This is a genomic window from Butyricimonas sp. Marseille-P3923, from assembly GCF_900184685.1.
In the GTDB taxonomy this organism is placed as follows: Bacteria; Bacteroidota; Bacteroidia; order Bacteroidales; family Marinifilaceae; genus Butyricimonas; species Butyricimonas muris.
The window spans coordinates 1,670,321-1,688,098 of sequence record NZ_FXXL01000007.1; the positions used below are offsets into that span (position 1 = coordinate 1,670,321).

10 protein-coding genes are annotated in these 17,778 nt (G+C 44.0%); all 10 read right to left on the reverse strand.

The genetic code is table 11. The annotated features are described in order from the left end of the window. Window positions 1–14 precede the first annotated feature (14 nt). The 10 genes from CS948_RS18385 to ligA all read right to left on the reverse strand — a co-directional run bounded on the left by CS948_RS18385 (window position 15) and on the right by ligA (window position 17,583). Complete coding sequence (locus CS948_RS18385) at window positions 15–2,804, reverse strand: pitrilysin family protein (RefSeq protein ID WP_099293491.1); 2,790 nt, start codon at window positions 2,802–2,804, stop codon at window positions 15–17. Then, entirely contained in the window at window positions 2,801–4,081 is a 1,281-nt protein-coding gene (locus CS948_RS18390; RefSeq protein ID WP_099293493.1) for a thioredoxin fold domain-containing protein, read from the reverse strand. Before CS948_RS18390 ends, CS948_RS18385 begins: the two co-directional genes overlap by 4 nt. Before the next feature lie 59 nt (window positions 4,082–4,140). Further along, entirely contained in the window at window positions 4,141–4,566 is a 426-nt protein-coding gene (locus CS948_RS18395; protein WP_141560993.1) for a hypothetical protein, read from the reverse strand. 11 nt (window positions 4,567–4,577) lie between these two features. Beyond that, on the reverse strand, window positions 4,578–5,195 hold the full coding sequence (locus CS948_RS18400) for a hypothetical protein (protein WP_099293497.1): 618 nt from the start codon (window positions 5,193–5,195) through the stop codon (window positions 4,578–4,580). Further along, window positions 5,183–6,781: a RagB/SusD family nutrient uptake outer membrane protein gene (locus CS948_RS18405; RefSeq protein WP_099293499.1), complete on the reverse strand. Its 1,599-nt coding sequence runs from the start codon at window positions 6,779–6,781 to the stop codon at window positions 5,183–5,185. The genes CS948_RS18400 and CS948_RS18405 overlap by 13 nt, the downstream gene beginning before the upstream one ends. A gap of 11 nt (window positions 6,782–6,792) precedes the next feature. Further along, a complete protein-coding gene (locus CS948_RS18410; protein ID WP_255302073.1) occupies window positions 6,793–10,272 on the reverse strand; it encodes a SusC/RagA family TonB-linked outer membrane protein in 3,480 nt (1,159 codons plus the stop codon). Between the two features lie 161 nt (window positions 10,273–10,433). Then, window positions 10,434–11,597, reverse strand: a complete 1,164-nt coding sequence (locus CS948_RS18415; protein ID WP_099293503.1) for a FecR domain-containing protein — start codon at window positions 11,595–11,597, stop codon at window positions 10,434–10,436. Window positions 11,598–11,652: 55 nt separating this feature from the next. Continuing rightward, the gene (locus CS948_RS18420) at window positions 11,653–12,210 is read right to left on the reverse strand and encodes an RNA polymerase sigma-70 factor (protein WP_099293505.1); all 558 of its coding nucleotides are present in this window, start codon (window positions 12,208–12,210) and stop codon (window positions 11,653–11,655) included. A 199-nt stretch (window positions 12,211–12,409) separates the two neighbouring features. Next, a complete protein-coding gene (locus tag CS948_RS18425; protein ID WP_099293507.1) occupies window positions 12,410–14,908 on the reverse strand; it encodes an ATP-dependent Clp protease ATP-binding subunit in 2,499 nt (832 codons plus the stop codon). A gap of 161 nt (window positions 14,909–15,069) precedes the next feature. Further along, a complete protein-coding gene (ligA, locus tag CS948_RS18430) occupies window positions 15,070–17,583 on the reverse strand; it encodes an NAD-dependent DNA ligase LigA (protein ID WP_099293508.1) in 2,514 nt (837 codons plus the stop codon). Window positions 17,584–17,778: the final 195 nt, after the last annotated feature.

Genomic DNA, 17,778 nt, shown 5'->3' on the forward strand with positions numbered 1-17,778 from the left:
GGCGACCTCTCTACTCACTTTCTCGACTTAATGACTAAATCAACACACTGTGCACTACCAAAAAACTTACGGGCAAAAGACAACACATCTTTAGCTTTTATTCTATCAATAAACGATTCAAAATAATAAGGTGAATCCATTCTTTTCCCTGTTTTATTATAAAATTGAAGATTCTCCGTCCAGAAAGCAATCGTGTTATAAACGGCATCATCCGCAGCCTTCTTCTCCTTCTTTATAGCTAGAACAAAATCTTCCACAGCTTCTTCCGACAGTCCTTTTTCCAGAAATTCCCGCACCTGTTCATGAACAAGTGCCCTCATCTGCGGTCCTTTATCCAATGAAGTCGCAAAGCGGATAAATAATTCTTGCAAACAATGGGGAGAAGTCGTCGTTCCTCCTAAAACCTGAACACCATAAGCAGCCCCTTGCTCACCCCGGATTTTATCCTGCAACGAATATTGGAAATACAATTTCAGTACATGCATACACACTTCATCTATCGGACGAGTTTTTAATGTATTCTGAAACTCTATACTTACCATATATTTTTCATCGGGCATATCAACCTCCACGTCCTCGGTAATATTCCCCAGACGATTATAATTATAATCCACCGCTTTCTCTTTCCGGTAAATAGACGGGAGTGCCCCGATGTATTTAGCCACTAATTCTTGAGCCTCTTCCCGTTTGATATCTCCCACCAGATAAAATACGAAATCGGATGCATCCCGGAAACGATCTTGATAAATCCGAATCATTCGGTCATAATCCATTGCGGCATAGTAAACCGAATCCTTTTTCCAAAGACGCGGTGATTCCACTCGCCGGATTGCACCAAGCACCTCTCGGATCGTATCATTCATAGTTCGACGAGCGTTAGACTGAGTCATTTGACCAACCGTTACAAAGCGATCAAAAACTATCCGGTCGAATCTCGGGTGCTCCATTGCCAAATAAAACAACTGAAAAGCGAAATCAGCATCTTTCAATACCGCCGAAACACTAATACTTTCAGCACGTTCATCCAAAGACACGTTCATATTTACCGTGCGATCCTTCATCAAATATTTTAGCGTCTGCATATCATACTTGTACAAACCGGACTCTAAAACTAACGCGGACAAAGCGTCCGCCGAAGGCAAATCCTCTGCCGCCAGCAAAGAACGCCCGCCGACACTTCCAGCCAATAGGTTAAAAGTTCCCCTATCCCCGTCTGTATATTTATAATACACTTTTGCCCCATTATTCAAAACCCACTCTTCCGCATCCAAATCCTTCAATTTCCTCTCTTTTACAACTCGTCCGCCTTGAATTTCAAAATCAACCAACTCGGTATTGCCATCCATCACCTGCAATTCAACTCGATTCTCTTCCATTTCAAGCGAACGGGATTGGGCAATCATTCCCTTTATCTCCGCCACACTCGGGAAAGTATACGTGGAATCGCTACCTTGCATCAGGAAAACCCAATTTTTACCATCATCCCACTTGGATATCCATGCTTGAAAAGTTTTAGCCGACAGCGTATCAAGAACCCCCGATAAGGCTGCCAATTTTTCATCCACACTGCACAGCGGCTTCCCAAGCAAAAAATGATCTTTATAAATCTGAAGAAACACATCATTAGGGATATTATTCTCCTGATTCATGCTTGCCTTTACTTCTCTCCGGTAACTCTCGAATGCAGGCTTCAACACCTCATCCGTGAAACCCAAGCGATGTACATATTCCATCTGGTCCAAAAGTTGCCGTAAAGCCTCTTTCTCTTTCCCGGGCAACGATGTCAAGGCGATATTCAGCCCGTCATAATTCCGTTGCATATTAAAAACACCGACACCGGCATTTAAAATATAGGAATCCCCAACCTGCAAGTACTCGGCAAGAGCACCACGCATAATCCGATTGTAAAAATCACGCAACAACCTCTCTCGCGACATCGCTTCCAATGTACTCTCCGCCTCTTTCCGAATCCGCTTCACCAGCATCACCGAATTATTGGGAATTTCCTTGTCTATCAACTTCGCGTACAAAGGTTCATCATTATCCTCTATCCCGTAAACGACACGAGTTTTCGGGTTCTTCCTTTTCGGAATAGGATTAAACAACCGCTTCACTTCAGCCTCCATCCCGCTCACGTCAATATCTCCCAGTATCACCACCGCCTGCAAATCCGGACGATAAAAATCCTTATAATACTCCTTCAACTTCTCCGGTGTAAAATTCTGTACAACATCCACCGAACCGATAATATCATGTGTTGCGTATTTACTTCCATTGTACATATAAGGATCGGACATTTTCTGCACTCTTTTGCTCACAGTCATTCTCGTGCGGCGCTCCTCCCGAATCACCTTACGTTCCTGATCCATATCTTCCGGTTTCAACGTCAAAAAACCCGACCAATCCCGCAATACTAACACGCACGAATCAAGCAATCCCGAGGAAGCCGTAGGGACATTCTTTATATTATACACCGTTTCATCGTACCCCGTCTTGGCATTAAAAAGTGCAATTCCGTTACGTTTCAAAAAAGCAGGAACTCCATCGGGAAAACTTTCCGTGGCGTGAAAAGCCATATGCTCCAGCACATGTGCCAACCCGTTCTGCTCCTCCTCTTCCATCAACGAACCGACATTCTGTATCAGATAAAAATCAGCACATCCGGGTTGCGTTCCCGTGTGGCGTATATAATAAGTCAACCCGTTTCCCAACTTTCCATGACGAAACACAGAAGAACTGTCTTGGGCTAAAGCAAAAGCCCAAGAACATGAAAGGAACAAAAATAATACTATTACGCACTTCATAATGTATTCAATCTACTCTGGATCATTTTCTGTAACTGCAATCTCATCTGCTCGTTATCAATTTCCGCACTCACGATAAATGCCTGATTAAAACATTGCTTTGCCTTTGACAAATCCCCGGTTTCTTTATAACAATCCGCTAAAATACACAACACCCGGGTTTTCAACTGCGGGGTTATCGAAGGGAAAGCCAACGCTCTCTCCAACCATGGTATTACCCGTGGGTAAGCGCCTTCCGGTAAACGTCCTTGATAAAGTGTAAACAAATCCTCAACAGGCATCGTGTAATTGTTCACGGTTAAAACAGTATCCGCCCCATCAAAATATTGATTCATCTTCTCGAAAAAAACATCCGTATTTTTCCGGTTCAAATTATAATACCCGTCTGCCAACAAATTAATCGCCTCGAACGCCGACAACTTTCCAAACGGGATGCTCCCGTAAACAACATTCAAATCCCCGTTCAATCGCTCTAACTCCTGCTTATACTCAGACTTTCCCTCCCGGCAAAGAGATATAATATACCCATTAAATAACGCTATAATATAATTATCCACCTCACTTTTACCAACTTTTTCTACATATTGCTCATAATTCGCCACCAACCCGTCAAAAATAAAATCATTCTTCGCCTTCTTGGCATGGAACATCACCAACAAAGAAAAATCCTCCTCGTTTGCCATATTCTCCAGTTTCTTGCTATTCACGTACTCGTCAAAAAGGGACTCTATACGTACAACCCATTTTTCACGATTATACCCTTCTTGAGTACCTATAAATACAGGAGCCTGCAAAAGCAACTCTTGTCGCAAATCCAGATTTTTTTTCTCTTTCTTTACTTTCTCGTACAACTTCTCAAAACTCAAAGCATCACCTCGTACGACTTTTGCCTCGTGTAACAAAGCCCCCGGCTCCATCACCCCGTTAATCGTGCGGACTACTTCTCCTTTCCCGTTTATAAACAACAGCGTGGGAAGTACTTCCACTTTATACTTCTGCACGATCGTCTTATTCTCCGGAGCCTCCACATTCATCTGAATAGATACAAAGTTTTTATTGAAATACTCCCCCACTTCCGGCAAAGTAAAAACCTCACTTGCCATCAATTTACACGGTTGACACCAATCGGCATAAAAATCGACAAAAAGCTCTTTCTTCTCCTTTTTAGCTTTCGCCATAGCGTCCTCAAATGTCCCCTCGAAAAAAGTAATTTGGGCAGAAACCGTCCCAAGCAATCCTAAAAACAGGATCACCAAACTAAATTTTATATATCTCATTGCTATTAAATATTTAGAAGGAGAAAGAAGACAATCTTCTCTCTCCTATTTTGTTAAAACTATTCCAACACGAACGTGAATATATCCGTCAGAATAGCCGAATGACCTTCATTTTCAACTTTCAACGAAACCGTGTAACACCCCTCGGGCGAATCGACTTTTGCATCAACATACATCCGTCCACCACCGATCACAGTCAGATATTTGGTAAAATCCTCTGCAGCCTCCTGTCCATTAGAACTCTTCACTCCTGCAAGTGAATAAGTCAATGGTTCTGTACCCAAAAGTTGCTCTACTTGGGAAGTCACCCATGGGATTGTCACATCAATATCCTCTTCATCAAGGTTCGAGAAACGAGTAATTCTCAACGTATCTTGCGTATAAGATGCATCATCCGTGAACAAAAAACCAACAGCAACATCGCTACACCTCATGAATGCCAACGCCATGAACAACATGACAAAATATAATAGTCCTCTTATCATCTCTATTCATTTTAAATGTACTTAAACTGAAAACTATACCCCAAAGCCTGAACAACGCCATTATTCGTTTGTATATCAGTCGAATAAATCCTATTAACCGCCGTTCCCCCACGAGCGAAAAAATGTAAAGAAATTTCACCCATATCCGGCACTCCCTCGAAAGGTTGTTGATAAGTCCACATGAACAAGCGTCCTCCCAGCGTTCGATACTCGATACCGTCACTCTCCTCTCCCGTATACTCATCCCTCTTTCCCCGGGGCACATCTGCTAGCATAACACGTTGAGGTATAATCAACTTAGAAAGTGTATTTTGACAAAATTCCACCGGAATATCGGTCACTTTTTCATATCCATTTTCTATCATATACAAACGGATACTGTAATTAGTCACACCCAAAAAAGTTATTTGCTCGTGCTCACCTTTTCCTTCGAACAAATCTTTCAATCCGGCATGTTCAATCATAATAATCGTGGAATCCCAATCCCAAGGTTGTGTATGTAAATATTCCCACATCGAACAATCATGAACACCATTCGCCAACTCGCCTTCATGATAATTCCACTTCGTGCACGATCCCAATAACATGATCAATGCAACCCCTTTTAATAAATATATTAATTTTGCCATTGCCAATAAGTATTTTGAGTCATCAACGTATTTTTAGTAAACGCACCCACGCCAACCGGTGCGTACAACGCTCCATTTTTCACATCTTGATCTGTTAGAGTCGTGAAATTACCATACAACACCTCTTTCCAATAACCGTTACGAACGATATCGAAATAATATTGCCCTTCACCGAAAAGCTCGCGTCTTCGCTCATCAAAAATTTCCCGACGCAAAGATTCTTTATCTTTGGAACCCGTGTAATCTCCCAACTCCGCACGATATCGAACCGTATTTAAATCATTTACAGCCGTTGCCATCTCCAGATTCACGCGACACTCCGCTCTCAACAAGATCAAATCGGCCAATCGCCAAATGACCCAATCGCCATCCGTTGCGATAACGACTTCACCGGCCCACGATGTCACCTCCTCACTCGTCTGCTTAATCACGTCCCTCCACTTGGCAATATGCGCATAAGGGGTTACCTCACGTCCCACCTCGATCTCTTCCTCAGTTTCCTCATCATACTCATACACGGGATAAGTCAATTCTCCCAACTCGAACCAGAATTCTCTCCGACGGGCATCCACCTCTTCCGGATAAATGCTTTTAACCGTCTCCACGGTAATCTTTACATATTCATCCCAACTATCATTTACAATATTAGCAATCGCCGCTTCATCTGTCGTCGTGTAAGGATAACTCATCAACATCTGCCCCGGCAACTCGGTCTTCAATTCAGACCACCATTTGCGATCAACATCCAAAGGATCATTATCAATACAAAAAATCGTTTCCCTGCTATTCCGATTCGCACCGAACACGTTTGAAATCAAACCATCCATGCTCTCCAACTCGTACACACCGCATTTACCGTCAATCACTTCCGACGCATACCGTTCCGCTTCCTCCCAGTACTCTCTTTCATGAGTCAAGCCTCCTAACCAAGCATAAATATTCGCCAATAACGTATTTACCGTTCCAAGACTCGCGTATTGCTTGGAAGTAATCTTACTCCCGTTAGCATTAATCAATTTATCATGAGTAGGAAGCGTCAAAGCCAATTTTGCCTCTCTCAACGCTTCGTTCAAAACTTCCAACGCCGTTTTCTTACCTTCCGGTTCAATGGATTCCGAACTTTTGGCAATAGGAGCATCCCCCCAGATTTGAGCTAACCGAAAATAAGCAAGAGCTTTAGCGAAATGAGCTTGCCCTAACCAAAACTCCGTGCGCTCTTTTGAAATATTTTCAAAGCGGTATTCGTTTTCCAGCATCACATTTGCCAAGTAAATCACGTTATAAAATTCCCCCCACTCTATATCCAACACCATGCTCTCGTCATCCAAATAAGTAAATGGATCCAACGTGCGGAATCCCTCGTAATACATCCCGACATTATCCGCATCAATCGAAATATAAAAATAGGGTTGAGTTCCCATACAAACCGACTTCATGGAAGCCAAGATGCCATTATACATCGCTTCAACTTCACTCTCGTTCTTGAAATAATTAACGAAAGTCACCGAATCTTCCGGCTCAACCGTCAACCAATCATTACATGAAAGCAATGGAATAAACAATAATAATATTAATAATTTCTTCATTGGGCTACATTTTAAAAATTAACCGTTAATCCAATAGTAAATTTCCGAGGTAACGGGTAAGAATTCAAATTATCTTTTCCAGTCTTAAGATCTATCAATTCCGGATCCAACCCCGAATAGTTAGTCAACGTGAACAAATTCTCTCCCGTGATAAAAACACGCACCCCGGATATACCGATTTTCTTTGCGATATTCTGGTGCAAATTATAACCTAATGTTAATTGTTTCAAGCGTATAAAACTTACATTCTCTATATCACAATCATACAAACCACTATATTGATTCGGTTCGTAATAATACTGTGCTTTAGGATAATCCGCTTTTTTAGAATCTGCCCCGTTCCAAATATTCACGTCATTCATATCAACAAACAACGGTCTTCCCGCTTTGGAAGGCTCTAACGCCACGTCATCATAAAGTTTCAACACGTGACGCCCCAAAGAGTAATTAAAGAATATATTCAAATCAAAGTTTTTCCAACGCAACTCGTTTATCCAACCGCCATGAGCTATAGGTAGCGGACTAGCTGCATAATACATATCTACATCCTGTCCGATTCTTCCATCTCCATTCAAATCGAGAATCTGTCGGCTACCCGGTGTAAACACAGCATACATAGCATTCCCATATAACGGTTGAGGCTCTCTTTGTGCATTATAATAAACAGGCACTTCATCAAACGAACTGTAAAAACCATCCGTTTTATACACTTTCAGCTGATTCAAGGGTTTACCTATCACTTGATTTTCGAAATCAAAACCGTCCGCACTCTTCTCAAAACGATTCCAGTTCCGTGAAAGATTATACTTCATTCTCCATTTCACCGCCGTATTTCTCAAAATATCGGCTTCCAATTCCAATTCTATACCTTGATTCGAAATCGCCATCCCATTTTGCCACTGAAAACCATGAAAATAAATATTTCCCGGCAACTCTATCCGATTTAATTGACCTGTCGTATAGCGATAATAATAATCCAAAACCAAACGCAAACGGTAATCGAAGAAACTCAAATCCAACCCTAAATCATATTGATCCGTCTCTTCCCAACTTAATTTCTTATTGATAACCCCTCCATTAATATCGGGAACAATACCGGCTGAACCATGGAACGTTCCACTTGCCATTAATAATCCTTGCGACAAGTAACGTTGCCCGAACTTTTGCCCGGAAGTACCCCAGCTAGCTCGAATTTTACCGAAACTCAACCAATAACACGATTGCATGAATGCCTCATCCGAAAATGTCCAACCGATAGCAAAAGCGGGAAAGGTAGCCCAACGCACATTCTCCCCGAAGACAGAAGAACCATCCCGACGAATAGTCGCCTCAAACATATACTTCTCTTTGAAATTATATGTCAAACGCCCGAAATAACTATTCATACGCTCCTCCGAAAAAGAAGATTCATACTCAAACGCAGACTCGTAAAAAGGCTCTCCCTCTCCTGACACATTCGTGTTATTCAACCCGTAATTACCACCCCATCCGGTTCCCACGTAATGTATTTTATCATTGGGACCGTTTTTCCCGGTTCCCTTATTATTAAAAGACTGAGCTTTTTGGAACGACAACCCTAACATAACATTAAAATTATGCTTATTCAAATAACTAAAGGAATAAGTCAATAAATTCTCGTTCAATATCGACAAATCTCTCGAGATTGTCCCTTTTGATTCCGAAAAATGAGTATAAGCATCTAAACTGGCTGGTTTAAAAGTATTCTGATTCTGCTGGTTATAATCAACTCCCGCTGAAACCTTCAAATGCAAATTACGAATCAATTCGTAATCAAAAACCATATTATAACGCAAAGAATAACTCTGATTTTTCTCCGAAACCTCATTCAACTTCTTGGCCATACTCATCCCGAATTCACCTCCTCCCGGCAACAAAGTCGATGTCTTTTTCGGGTCAGAACTAACGCTTTCTATTTTTTGAGCACCATGTCCGGCATTAGAGCCTCGACTACGGTCACTATACGTAAGTCCCAACTGCGTATCCATACGCAGACGTTTAGTCGGATACGCCGTTAAATTGGAAATCACATTAAAACGCGTAAATCCGGTATTAATAACAATCCCCTCCTCATCATAATAACCGGCACCCACAATATAACGTACATTATCGTTACCACCGGAGGCCTGTATATTGGCATTAACCACGTTAGCGGTTTGATAATTCAACCGATACCAATGAGTTGAATTATTATAAAAAGCATTCAAACTATCCTGCAAAACGATTGCATCCTGACGAGTGGATGCGTTACCCCAGAACCAATCGTACATCGGACCATTCGGTTTTCGAATACTCAATACCTCTTCATAAGAAGTCGGCATCTTCCACTTTCCATCGGCAGTCTTATAAGGCAATACCGTATTGCGCAAAGCATTCAAATGGTACATTCTCTCGTAACTTCCCCCGTACTGCACGGGTGCTTTAGGCAACCAAGATGCGGAATACGATACATTCACGTTAAACTGGGCTCTACCAGCACGCCCCTTCTTCGTGGTAATCAAAATTACCCCGTTACCGGCACGAGAACCGTAAATTGCCGCAGAAGCCGCATCCTTCAACACCTCAATAGACTCAATCATCGAAGGATCCAAATCAGACAGTGTATTTGCCCCGGTAACAGCCGAAGTAAAGGATTGCATCGGGATTCCGTCAATCACGTACAAAGGAGTACCGTAACCCCTATCTGCTCCTTCTCCATCCACAAACAACGAATTGTAACCTCTAATCGCCACAATCGCACCACCACCGGGAGAACCGGAAATATTATTTACCTCGACACCCGCCATGTGTCCCTGCAGCAAATTCTCCAGACTATGCGTCGGCAATTCCTTCAAATCATCCCCCTTCACGGAAGATATGGCACTAACCACCGTACGTTTCTTCTGGGAACCGTAAGCAACCACCTGCACCTCATCCAGCCCGGATATATCCTCCTGCATCTTCACAACCAACAACTTATCTGCAGTGTAAGCCACTTTCTGGGTCTTAAACCCGATAAAAGAAAACACGAGATACCCTTTTTCTTTGGGTAACGGCAATACAAAACGTCCTGCCGTATCCGTTGCCGTTCCCACTTGAGTACTATCCAGCATCACGGTAACCCCGGGCATAGGCACATTCTTCTCGTCAACCACCTGCCCCTTGATGATATACGTCTTTTTCTTATTATCATCCGCAGCCGCACGAATAATTACCACGTTATCATCATAAGAGAAAGTCAAACCTAACGAAGGCAACCATTCCTTCAACACCTCATCCAAAGACTTGTTTTCCACCTTCAAACTCACCTTCCCTTTTTGTTGTATCATCTGATTATTATACAGAAAATCACAACCGGACTGTTGACCGAGTTCCGTAAAAATAGTCTTCAACGAAACATTCTCCATCTCCAGATTAATCACGGTTTGCTGTGAATAAACATTCGCTTGCACCGAGATGAAAAAAACAAACTGAAAAAGACAAAACAATTTCATAAAGATTAACATTTTCCGAACAGGAATCTTGCACAAAGCCCTTATTCGAATTCGACTTTTTTGCATACTTTTGTTTTTTAAGATTATACCATGTACAACAACTACCTAACACGCATTTGTTGTACTTTATCTAAAGTTGGGGATTGGGGAATCCCCAACTTTCATTTTTCTTTAATAATTACATTCTTTCCATTTACTTCAAACACCACCAACCCGGTCTGTTCGAGCTTTTCAAACAAACTCACCACCTCATCATACCGTCTCAAACGTCCCGTAAATTCCAATGATTTAACACCCGGGTTCTGATAAAAAACATTCAAATCATACCACAACGCTAACGTCTCCATAATATCCTCCAGCATCATCTGGTCAAACTTGTAATATCCATCTTTCCACGCCGTGTACAATTTTGTATCCACCTGTTTAACCTCGAACCTACCATCCTCGATATCATAAATTGCCTGTTTCCCCGGACTCACCTCCACAGACTCCCTTCCATCCGTCAACTGAATTTTCCCCTCTTCCAGTGTCGTTTCTATTCTCCCGCGTCCCGGATAAGCCGTCACGTTAAAAGAAGTTCCCAAGACCTGAATCTGCACATCACCTGCCTGCACGAAAAAAGGACGTCGTTCATCTTTCCGAACTTCAAAATAAGCCTCTCCTTTCAACTTAACCTCCCGCTTATCTCCCACAAAAACAACCGGATAACTAATTTCCGACCCCGCATTCAAAAACACTTTCGTCCCATCCGCCAAAACGACATTATACTCCGATCCCCGGGGAATAACCAATGTATTGAACTCCACCTTTTCGGGAGCCACAGAATCCGTTGACGTATACCTCAAAGTCGCATTCTCATTCGCGATTTGCACGCTATCCTCACGAATAAACTTTCCATCATACTTCTCAAGCTCCACTACCTCCCCCGTGTTCAACTTCAAATGAGCTATACTCGTGTTCACGTTCTGTCGCAAATCTCGCGGAACAACTTGATTTTCCTGATTCGTCCCCAGCCACCTGTACAACAACACACTACACAACAAAACAGCTATTGCAGCCGCCACAGAATAACTCCATCGAATTTTCAACTTCCTGCCAGCACGTCTGGATACCACCTTCGCCTCTATCTTTTTCATAACGGACGCTCCCCTCGTCCCCGGAGCCTCTTTTACCAACCGAGCACTTCGAAACATCCCCCGCAGCACTTCCACCTCCTTCTCCCCATCATGATCTCGCAACCAAGCCTCCACCTCTTGCCGCTCACTTTCCGACAAGACTTCACCGGACAAATAAGCTGCTATTATTTCACTGATTCTATCATCCATATTAATTCCTTTTCACTAAAGGAACCTAACTATTGATTTCGGGTGACAGCAGATATTATTTTTTTCCTAAAAAAAATAACAACGTCAAATAATCATCCGTTTTCAACGCTTTACGCAAGAATTGCAAAGACCTCCCCATCTGAGTTTTCACCGTGTTAATGCTAACACCTAATTGAGCTGCCACTTCTTGATATTTCATACCTTCCATACACACCATATGCAATATGCGTCTACGCTCTTCCGGCAAGGATTCCATCGAACGATACAACTTCTCCACCAATTCCGGATCCACCCCTTCCTCTTCATCATACAACTCCTCCCGAATCACATCATGTTTATCCTCCCGTCGCCTCGTGTTCCGCAAATAATTCAAACAACCGTGCTTCACAGCAGAATAAAGATAGTGCTCCAAGCTACCGCGCAAACTATTAAAACGCCTGTTAGCCCAGAAATCAACAAAACACTCTTGAACAACATCCGCAGCCTCCTCTGCATCCCCCAACAATTGAGTTGCGAACAAAATTAACGGATCATAAAATGAAGCATACAACAAACGAAATCCTTGCTGCTCATTCTTTCTAAATAACAATAATATCTCCTCGTTGTTTCCCATTTTTATGACCAAACTTATTTTCGGGGCTAAAATAACAAAACTCCTTATTTATTTACTCATTTCACACACTTTTTTTAGATTTAACCACCTATCTTAAACAATATTCATGTATCACTATCACCTACCACCCAGAATCATACACGAAAAAAGAGGAGGTGTTTTGACACCCCCTCTTCATCTAATTTATCTTTCTGCAAACCTATTTCTTTTCCTTAATTACAATCTTATCTTCCGCCTTGTCGTATTCCACGTCAAGCTCCGTACCTTCTGCCACGCCTTTGATGATAACCTCTGCCAGTTCATCTTCAAGGTATTTCTGGATAGCACGTTTCAACGGGCGGGCACCGTATTGCGGATCGTAACCTTTCTCGATAATAAAATCTTTCGCCTCTTTCGAGATCGTGATCACCAATCCTAAATCGTTTACCCGTTTGAACAAGCCTTTCAACTCGATATCGATAATCTTGTAAATATCCTCTTTCGTCAAAGAGTTGAACATGATAATATCGTCAATACGATTCAAGAACTCCGGGGAGAATGCGTTCTTCAAGGCCTTCTGCACGATACCTTTAGCGTAATCGCTATTCTCGGTCATATCTTGAGAACCGAAACCTATTCCGCGGCCAAAATCTTTCAACTGACGGCTCCCGATATTGGACGTCATGATAACGATCGTGTTCTTGAAATCAATCTTTCGTCCCAAACTGTCCGTCAACTGTCCGTCATCCAACATCTGCAACAAGATATTGTACACGTCCGGGTGAGCCTTCTCGATCTCGTCCAGCAATACCACTGAATACGGTTTCCGGCGTACTTTTTCAGTCAACTGACCTCCTTCCTCGTATCCCACGTATCCCGGAGGCGCCCCGACCAATCGGGACACGGCAAACTTCTCCATGTACTCGCTCATGTCAATACGAATCAACGCATCCTCCGAATCAAACAAGTAACGGGCCAGCACCTTCGCCAACTGGGTTTTACCGACACCGGTCGGTCCCAAGAATATAAAGGAACCTATCGGACGATTCGGGTCTTTCAACCCCGCACGATTCCGGTGAATAGCTTTCACGATCTTCTCGATAGCCTCTTTCTGCCCGACAACACTATCCTCCAACTCGTCGTGCATCTGCAACAACTTCATCCCCTCCGTCTTGGCAATACGCTGTACCGGAACTCCCGTCATCATGGCAACCACTTCGGCAATATGCTCCTCGGTCACGGTTACCCGGTTTTCTTCCAGATCACGTTCCCAATTCACTTTCTCGTCCTCCAATTGCTTCAACAACTGACGCTCCTTATCCCGGAAAGCGGCAGCCACCTCGAAATTCTGTTGTTTCACGGCGTCCTTCTTCTTCTCCTTCACCTCTTCCACATCCTTCTCCAACCGCTCGATAATCGGGGGGACATTGATATTGGAAATATGTACTCTCGAACCCGCCTCGTCCAAAGCGTCAATCGCCTTGTCAGGCAAAGCCCGATCGGAAATATATCTCATGGTCAACTTCACGCAAGCCTTGATGGCATCGTCCGTGTAGCGCACGTTATGATGATCCTCGTAACGGGACTTGATATTATTCAAAATCTCCACGGTTTCCTCGACAGAGGTCGGCTCTACCAGTACTTTCTGGAAACGACGTTCCAAAGCCCCGTCCTTCTCAATATTCTGACGGTACTCGTCCAAAGTCGTCGCACCGATACATTGTATCTCCCCGCGAGCCAACGCGGGTTTCAGCATATTGGCTGCATCCAGACTACCGCCGGAGCCCCCGGCACCCACGATCGTGTGAATCTCGTCAATAAACAGGATAATATTCCGGTTCTTCGCCAACTCCGCCAGTATCGCCTTCATTCTCTCCTCGAACTGTCCGCGGTACTTGGTACCCGCCACGATAGAAGCGATATCCAACGAGATCACCCGCTTGTCAAACAGCACGCGGGACACTTTCTTTTGGATGATACGCAAAGCCAGTCCTTCGGCGATAGCCGATTTGCCGACACCCGGGTCACCGATCAATACCGGATTGTTCTTCTTCCGGCGGCTCAATATCTGGGCCAGCCGTTCGATCTCCCGGTCACGCCCCACGATAGGATCAAGCGTCCCCTCTTCTGCCGCCTTCGTGATGTCTATACCGAAATTATCCAATACCGGAGTATCGGATTTCGACGATACCGGACCACCTTGGCGATATGGGTTATACATGGATGCATCATCATCCCCGTCTTCCGGGTCATCCCCCTCGTCGTTAAACTCGGACTGCATCCGCATCTTTTCCTTCAAGACCGCCTCCTTGAAAGTGTCATAGTCTATATCCATTGATTTAAACAGCTTCGTCACGAACCCGGCTTGATTCTTCAAAATAGCCAGCATCACGTGTTCCGAATCCAATTCATCATCTCCCAAATCCCATGCTTCCTCTGAAACACGCTTCAGCACGCTATTCGCCGCCAACGTGAAATCCAATTCCTCCACCTTGTCCGACTTATAGCGTTTACCATCCAGACGTTGCTCTATCTTATCTTTCACCTCGTAAAAATCCAACCCTAAAGACATCAATATATCAACCGCCCTTCCACTTCTCAACTTCAATAAGCCCAGAAACAAATGCTCCGGGTAAATCTTCGAATTACCCAGCCGCTTCGCTTCTTCACCTGCCGAAGTCATGATCTGTTTTAGTCGTCTTGTATCTTCTTTTCCCATATTCTTATACCGCCTTTCACGGTCCTCACTTATTACAATTTTAATCTCGTAAAGGTACTATTTATCATTCAATCTCCAAACTAGAGTTTATAAAGTTTGTAAAGTAACTCCTCCCCTCGTGTCCCCTTCAAACCTTATGAACCTTATAAACTTTATGAACCTTATGAACTCATTAATGTGTTAAACTCTTTTTCGTTCAAAATAGTTACATTTAACTTCTGTGCTTTTTGCATTTTGCTCCCGGCATTTTCCCCGGCGAGCAGGTACGTGGTCTTACTTGAAACAGAATCACTGACTTTCCCGCCCGCTTTCAGAATAACAGCCTTGTAATGTTCCCGCGGCAAAGAAAGAGTTCCCGTGATCACGAACGTCATGCCCGCCAATTGATCGGACTCTCCCTCTTCTTCCTGTATCATTCCGCTAATACCATATTGCAAAAAGCGTTCCATCATCTCACGGTTCTCGTTTTTCTCGAAATAGCGAACCACACTTCCCGCCATCTGATCGCCGATATCTTCCACTTCCGTCAACTGTTCAAACGTGGCATCCATCAGCACCCGCAGGTCTTTAAAATGCCGTGCCAGATTACGGGAAGCCGTTTCCCCGATATACCTAATTCCAAGAGAATTAATAAATTCCGGCAAATTCCGTTGCTTCGATTTCTCGATCCCGGCAATCAAATTATCCACCGATTTTTCCTGCAAACGATACACGCTTAACGTGTTTATCTTCCGAATAAACTTATCTTTCCCCTGTAAAAAACGATAAACACGCTCGGCATCCTCACGTGACAATTCGTCAGTTTCCGCTATTTCGTCCGCGGTTGCCGTGTAAAGCCGGTAGATATAATCAAACTTAACAGACAGCAATTCAGACTTGTGGAAATCTATTCCCGGTATATCCAGCGCGTAGATCACCGTATCCAACGGTATCATATCGACCTCTCCCGCTTGCTTCAACCGCTCCAGCGGCTCGTTAAAAGGCATCCGGAAATATTCCAGTATCTTGTTGATATTCTTTTCCCTGTCCCCGGGGAACTGCAAGTCCGTCAACGCCAGCAACTCCTCTTTCGTGGCGGAAGCCAATCCCGGAAGCCCCCCGAAACGTCCCGCCAACACCTCCGCGTTCTTTGCCGAAATATTCTTCACCCCGATCTCGAAAGCGTATATCACCCTTGACAGCGGTATACTCGTCATCACGTAACTCTCCGGGTACAGAATCTTTTCCAACCCGATCAATTCTGCCCGTTTGGCAGGTAGCGTATAAATATCCGCGATATCCCTAATAAACCCTTTCGTGAGCAGCAAATCAATCGTTTCGCTTCCCATTCCCTCTATATCCATCGCTTTCCGGCTCACGAAATGCTCCAGTTTCCCGGCTATCTGCGGCGGGCAATGATCCTCGTTCGGGCAATAATGATTCGCCTCCCCCTCGTTCCGAATCAATTCCGTGCCACATTCCGGACAACGGGTAATAAATTCAATCGCGGGTGCATCCGGCAATCTTTTCTCCACGTCAACCCCGACAATCTTGGGAATAATCTCCCCGCCCTTCTCCACGTACACCATATCGTGCAAATGCAAATCCAATTCCCGGATAATATCCTCGTTGTGCAATGAAGCACGCTTCACCGTGGTACCCGCGATATGCACGGGTTCCAGATTAGCCACCGGGGTGATTGATCCGGTACGTCCTACTTGGTAATCCACGCTCAACAAGCGGGTTTCCACCCGTTCAGCCTTAAACTTGTACGCCACTGCCCAACGGGGCGACTTCGCCGTGTAGCCCAATTGCATCTGTTGCTTGATACTGTTTACCTTAATCACGATACCGTCTATCGGCACCGGCAGATTCTTCCGGTCGACATCCCATTTATGTATAAAATCCAACACTTCGTCCAGAGTATGACACACCTCCATGTAAGGCGGTACATTGAACCCCCACTCCCGCGCTTTCATCAGATTCCCGTAATGCGTGGCTGTCAGCGTGATCTCTCCCGGAACATAATACAAGTAACAATCGAGTTGTCTTTTCGCCACGACAGACGAATTCTGCAACTTCAATGTCCCGGCGGCAGCATTCCGGGGATTGGCGAACAAAGTCTCTCCCGCCTCCAAACGTTCCTCGTTCAGACGGTTGAACACGGCAAAGGGCATCAGTATCTCACCCCTTATCTCGAACTCCGCGGGATACCCCTCTCCCTGCATTTTCAAAGGCACTGTCCGGATTGTCCGCACGTTTGCTGTCACGTCATCCCCTTTCACCCCATCCCCCCGGGTAGAGGCGACCTGCAAATGCCCTTCCTCGTAACGCAAACTGATTGACGTCCCGTCATATTTTAATTCACAAACGTATTCCACCTCATCCCCGCCGATACCTTTACGCACGCGCTCGTCAAAATCCCGTATTTCCTGTTCGCTGTACGTATTTGACAATGACATCATACCATACTTGTGCGCCACTTGCACGAACTCGTTATTCGTATCGTTCCCCACTCGCTGGGTAGGCGAATTGGGATCGTACATCTCGGGATGCTTCGCCTCCAAATCCTCCAACTCGCGCATCAACTTGTCAAACTCAAAATCCGATATTACCGGAGCATTCTTCATGTAATACAAATAATTGTAACGCTCCAATTCCTTTCTCAATTCCAGCATTCTCTCTTTTTCCATCATTTTCCAGTTTTTGCCTGCGGCAAGTTACAAGTTGCAAGTTATCATATCGTATCCGGATAAATCCCAGCCATCAATCGTAAATCTAAAATCATAAATCTAAAATCGAACAGCCGTTTCGCAAAGATAATCGTTCTTCGTGGAGTATCATATCAAAAAAAAATATATTTTAGCCGACTATTTACAAGTAAACAAACT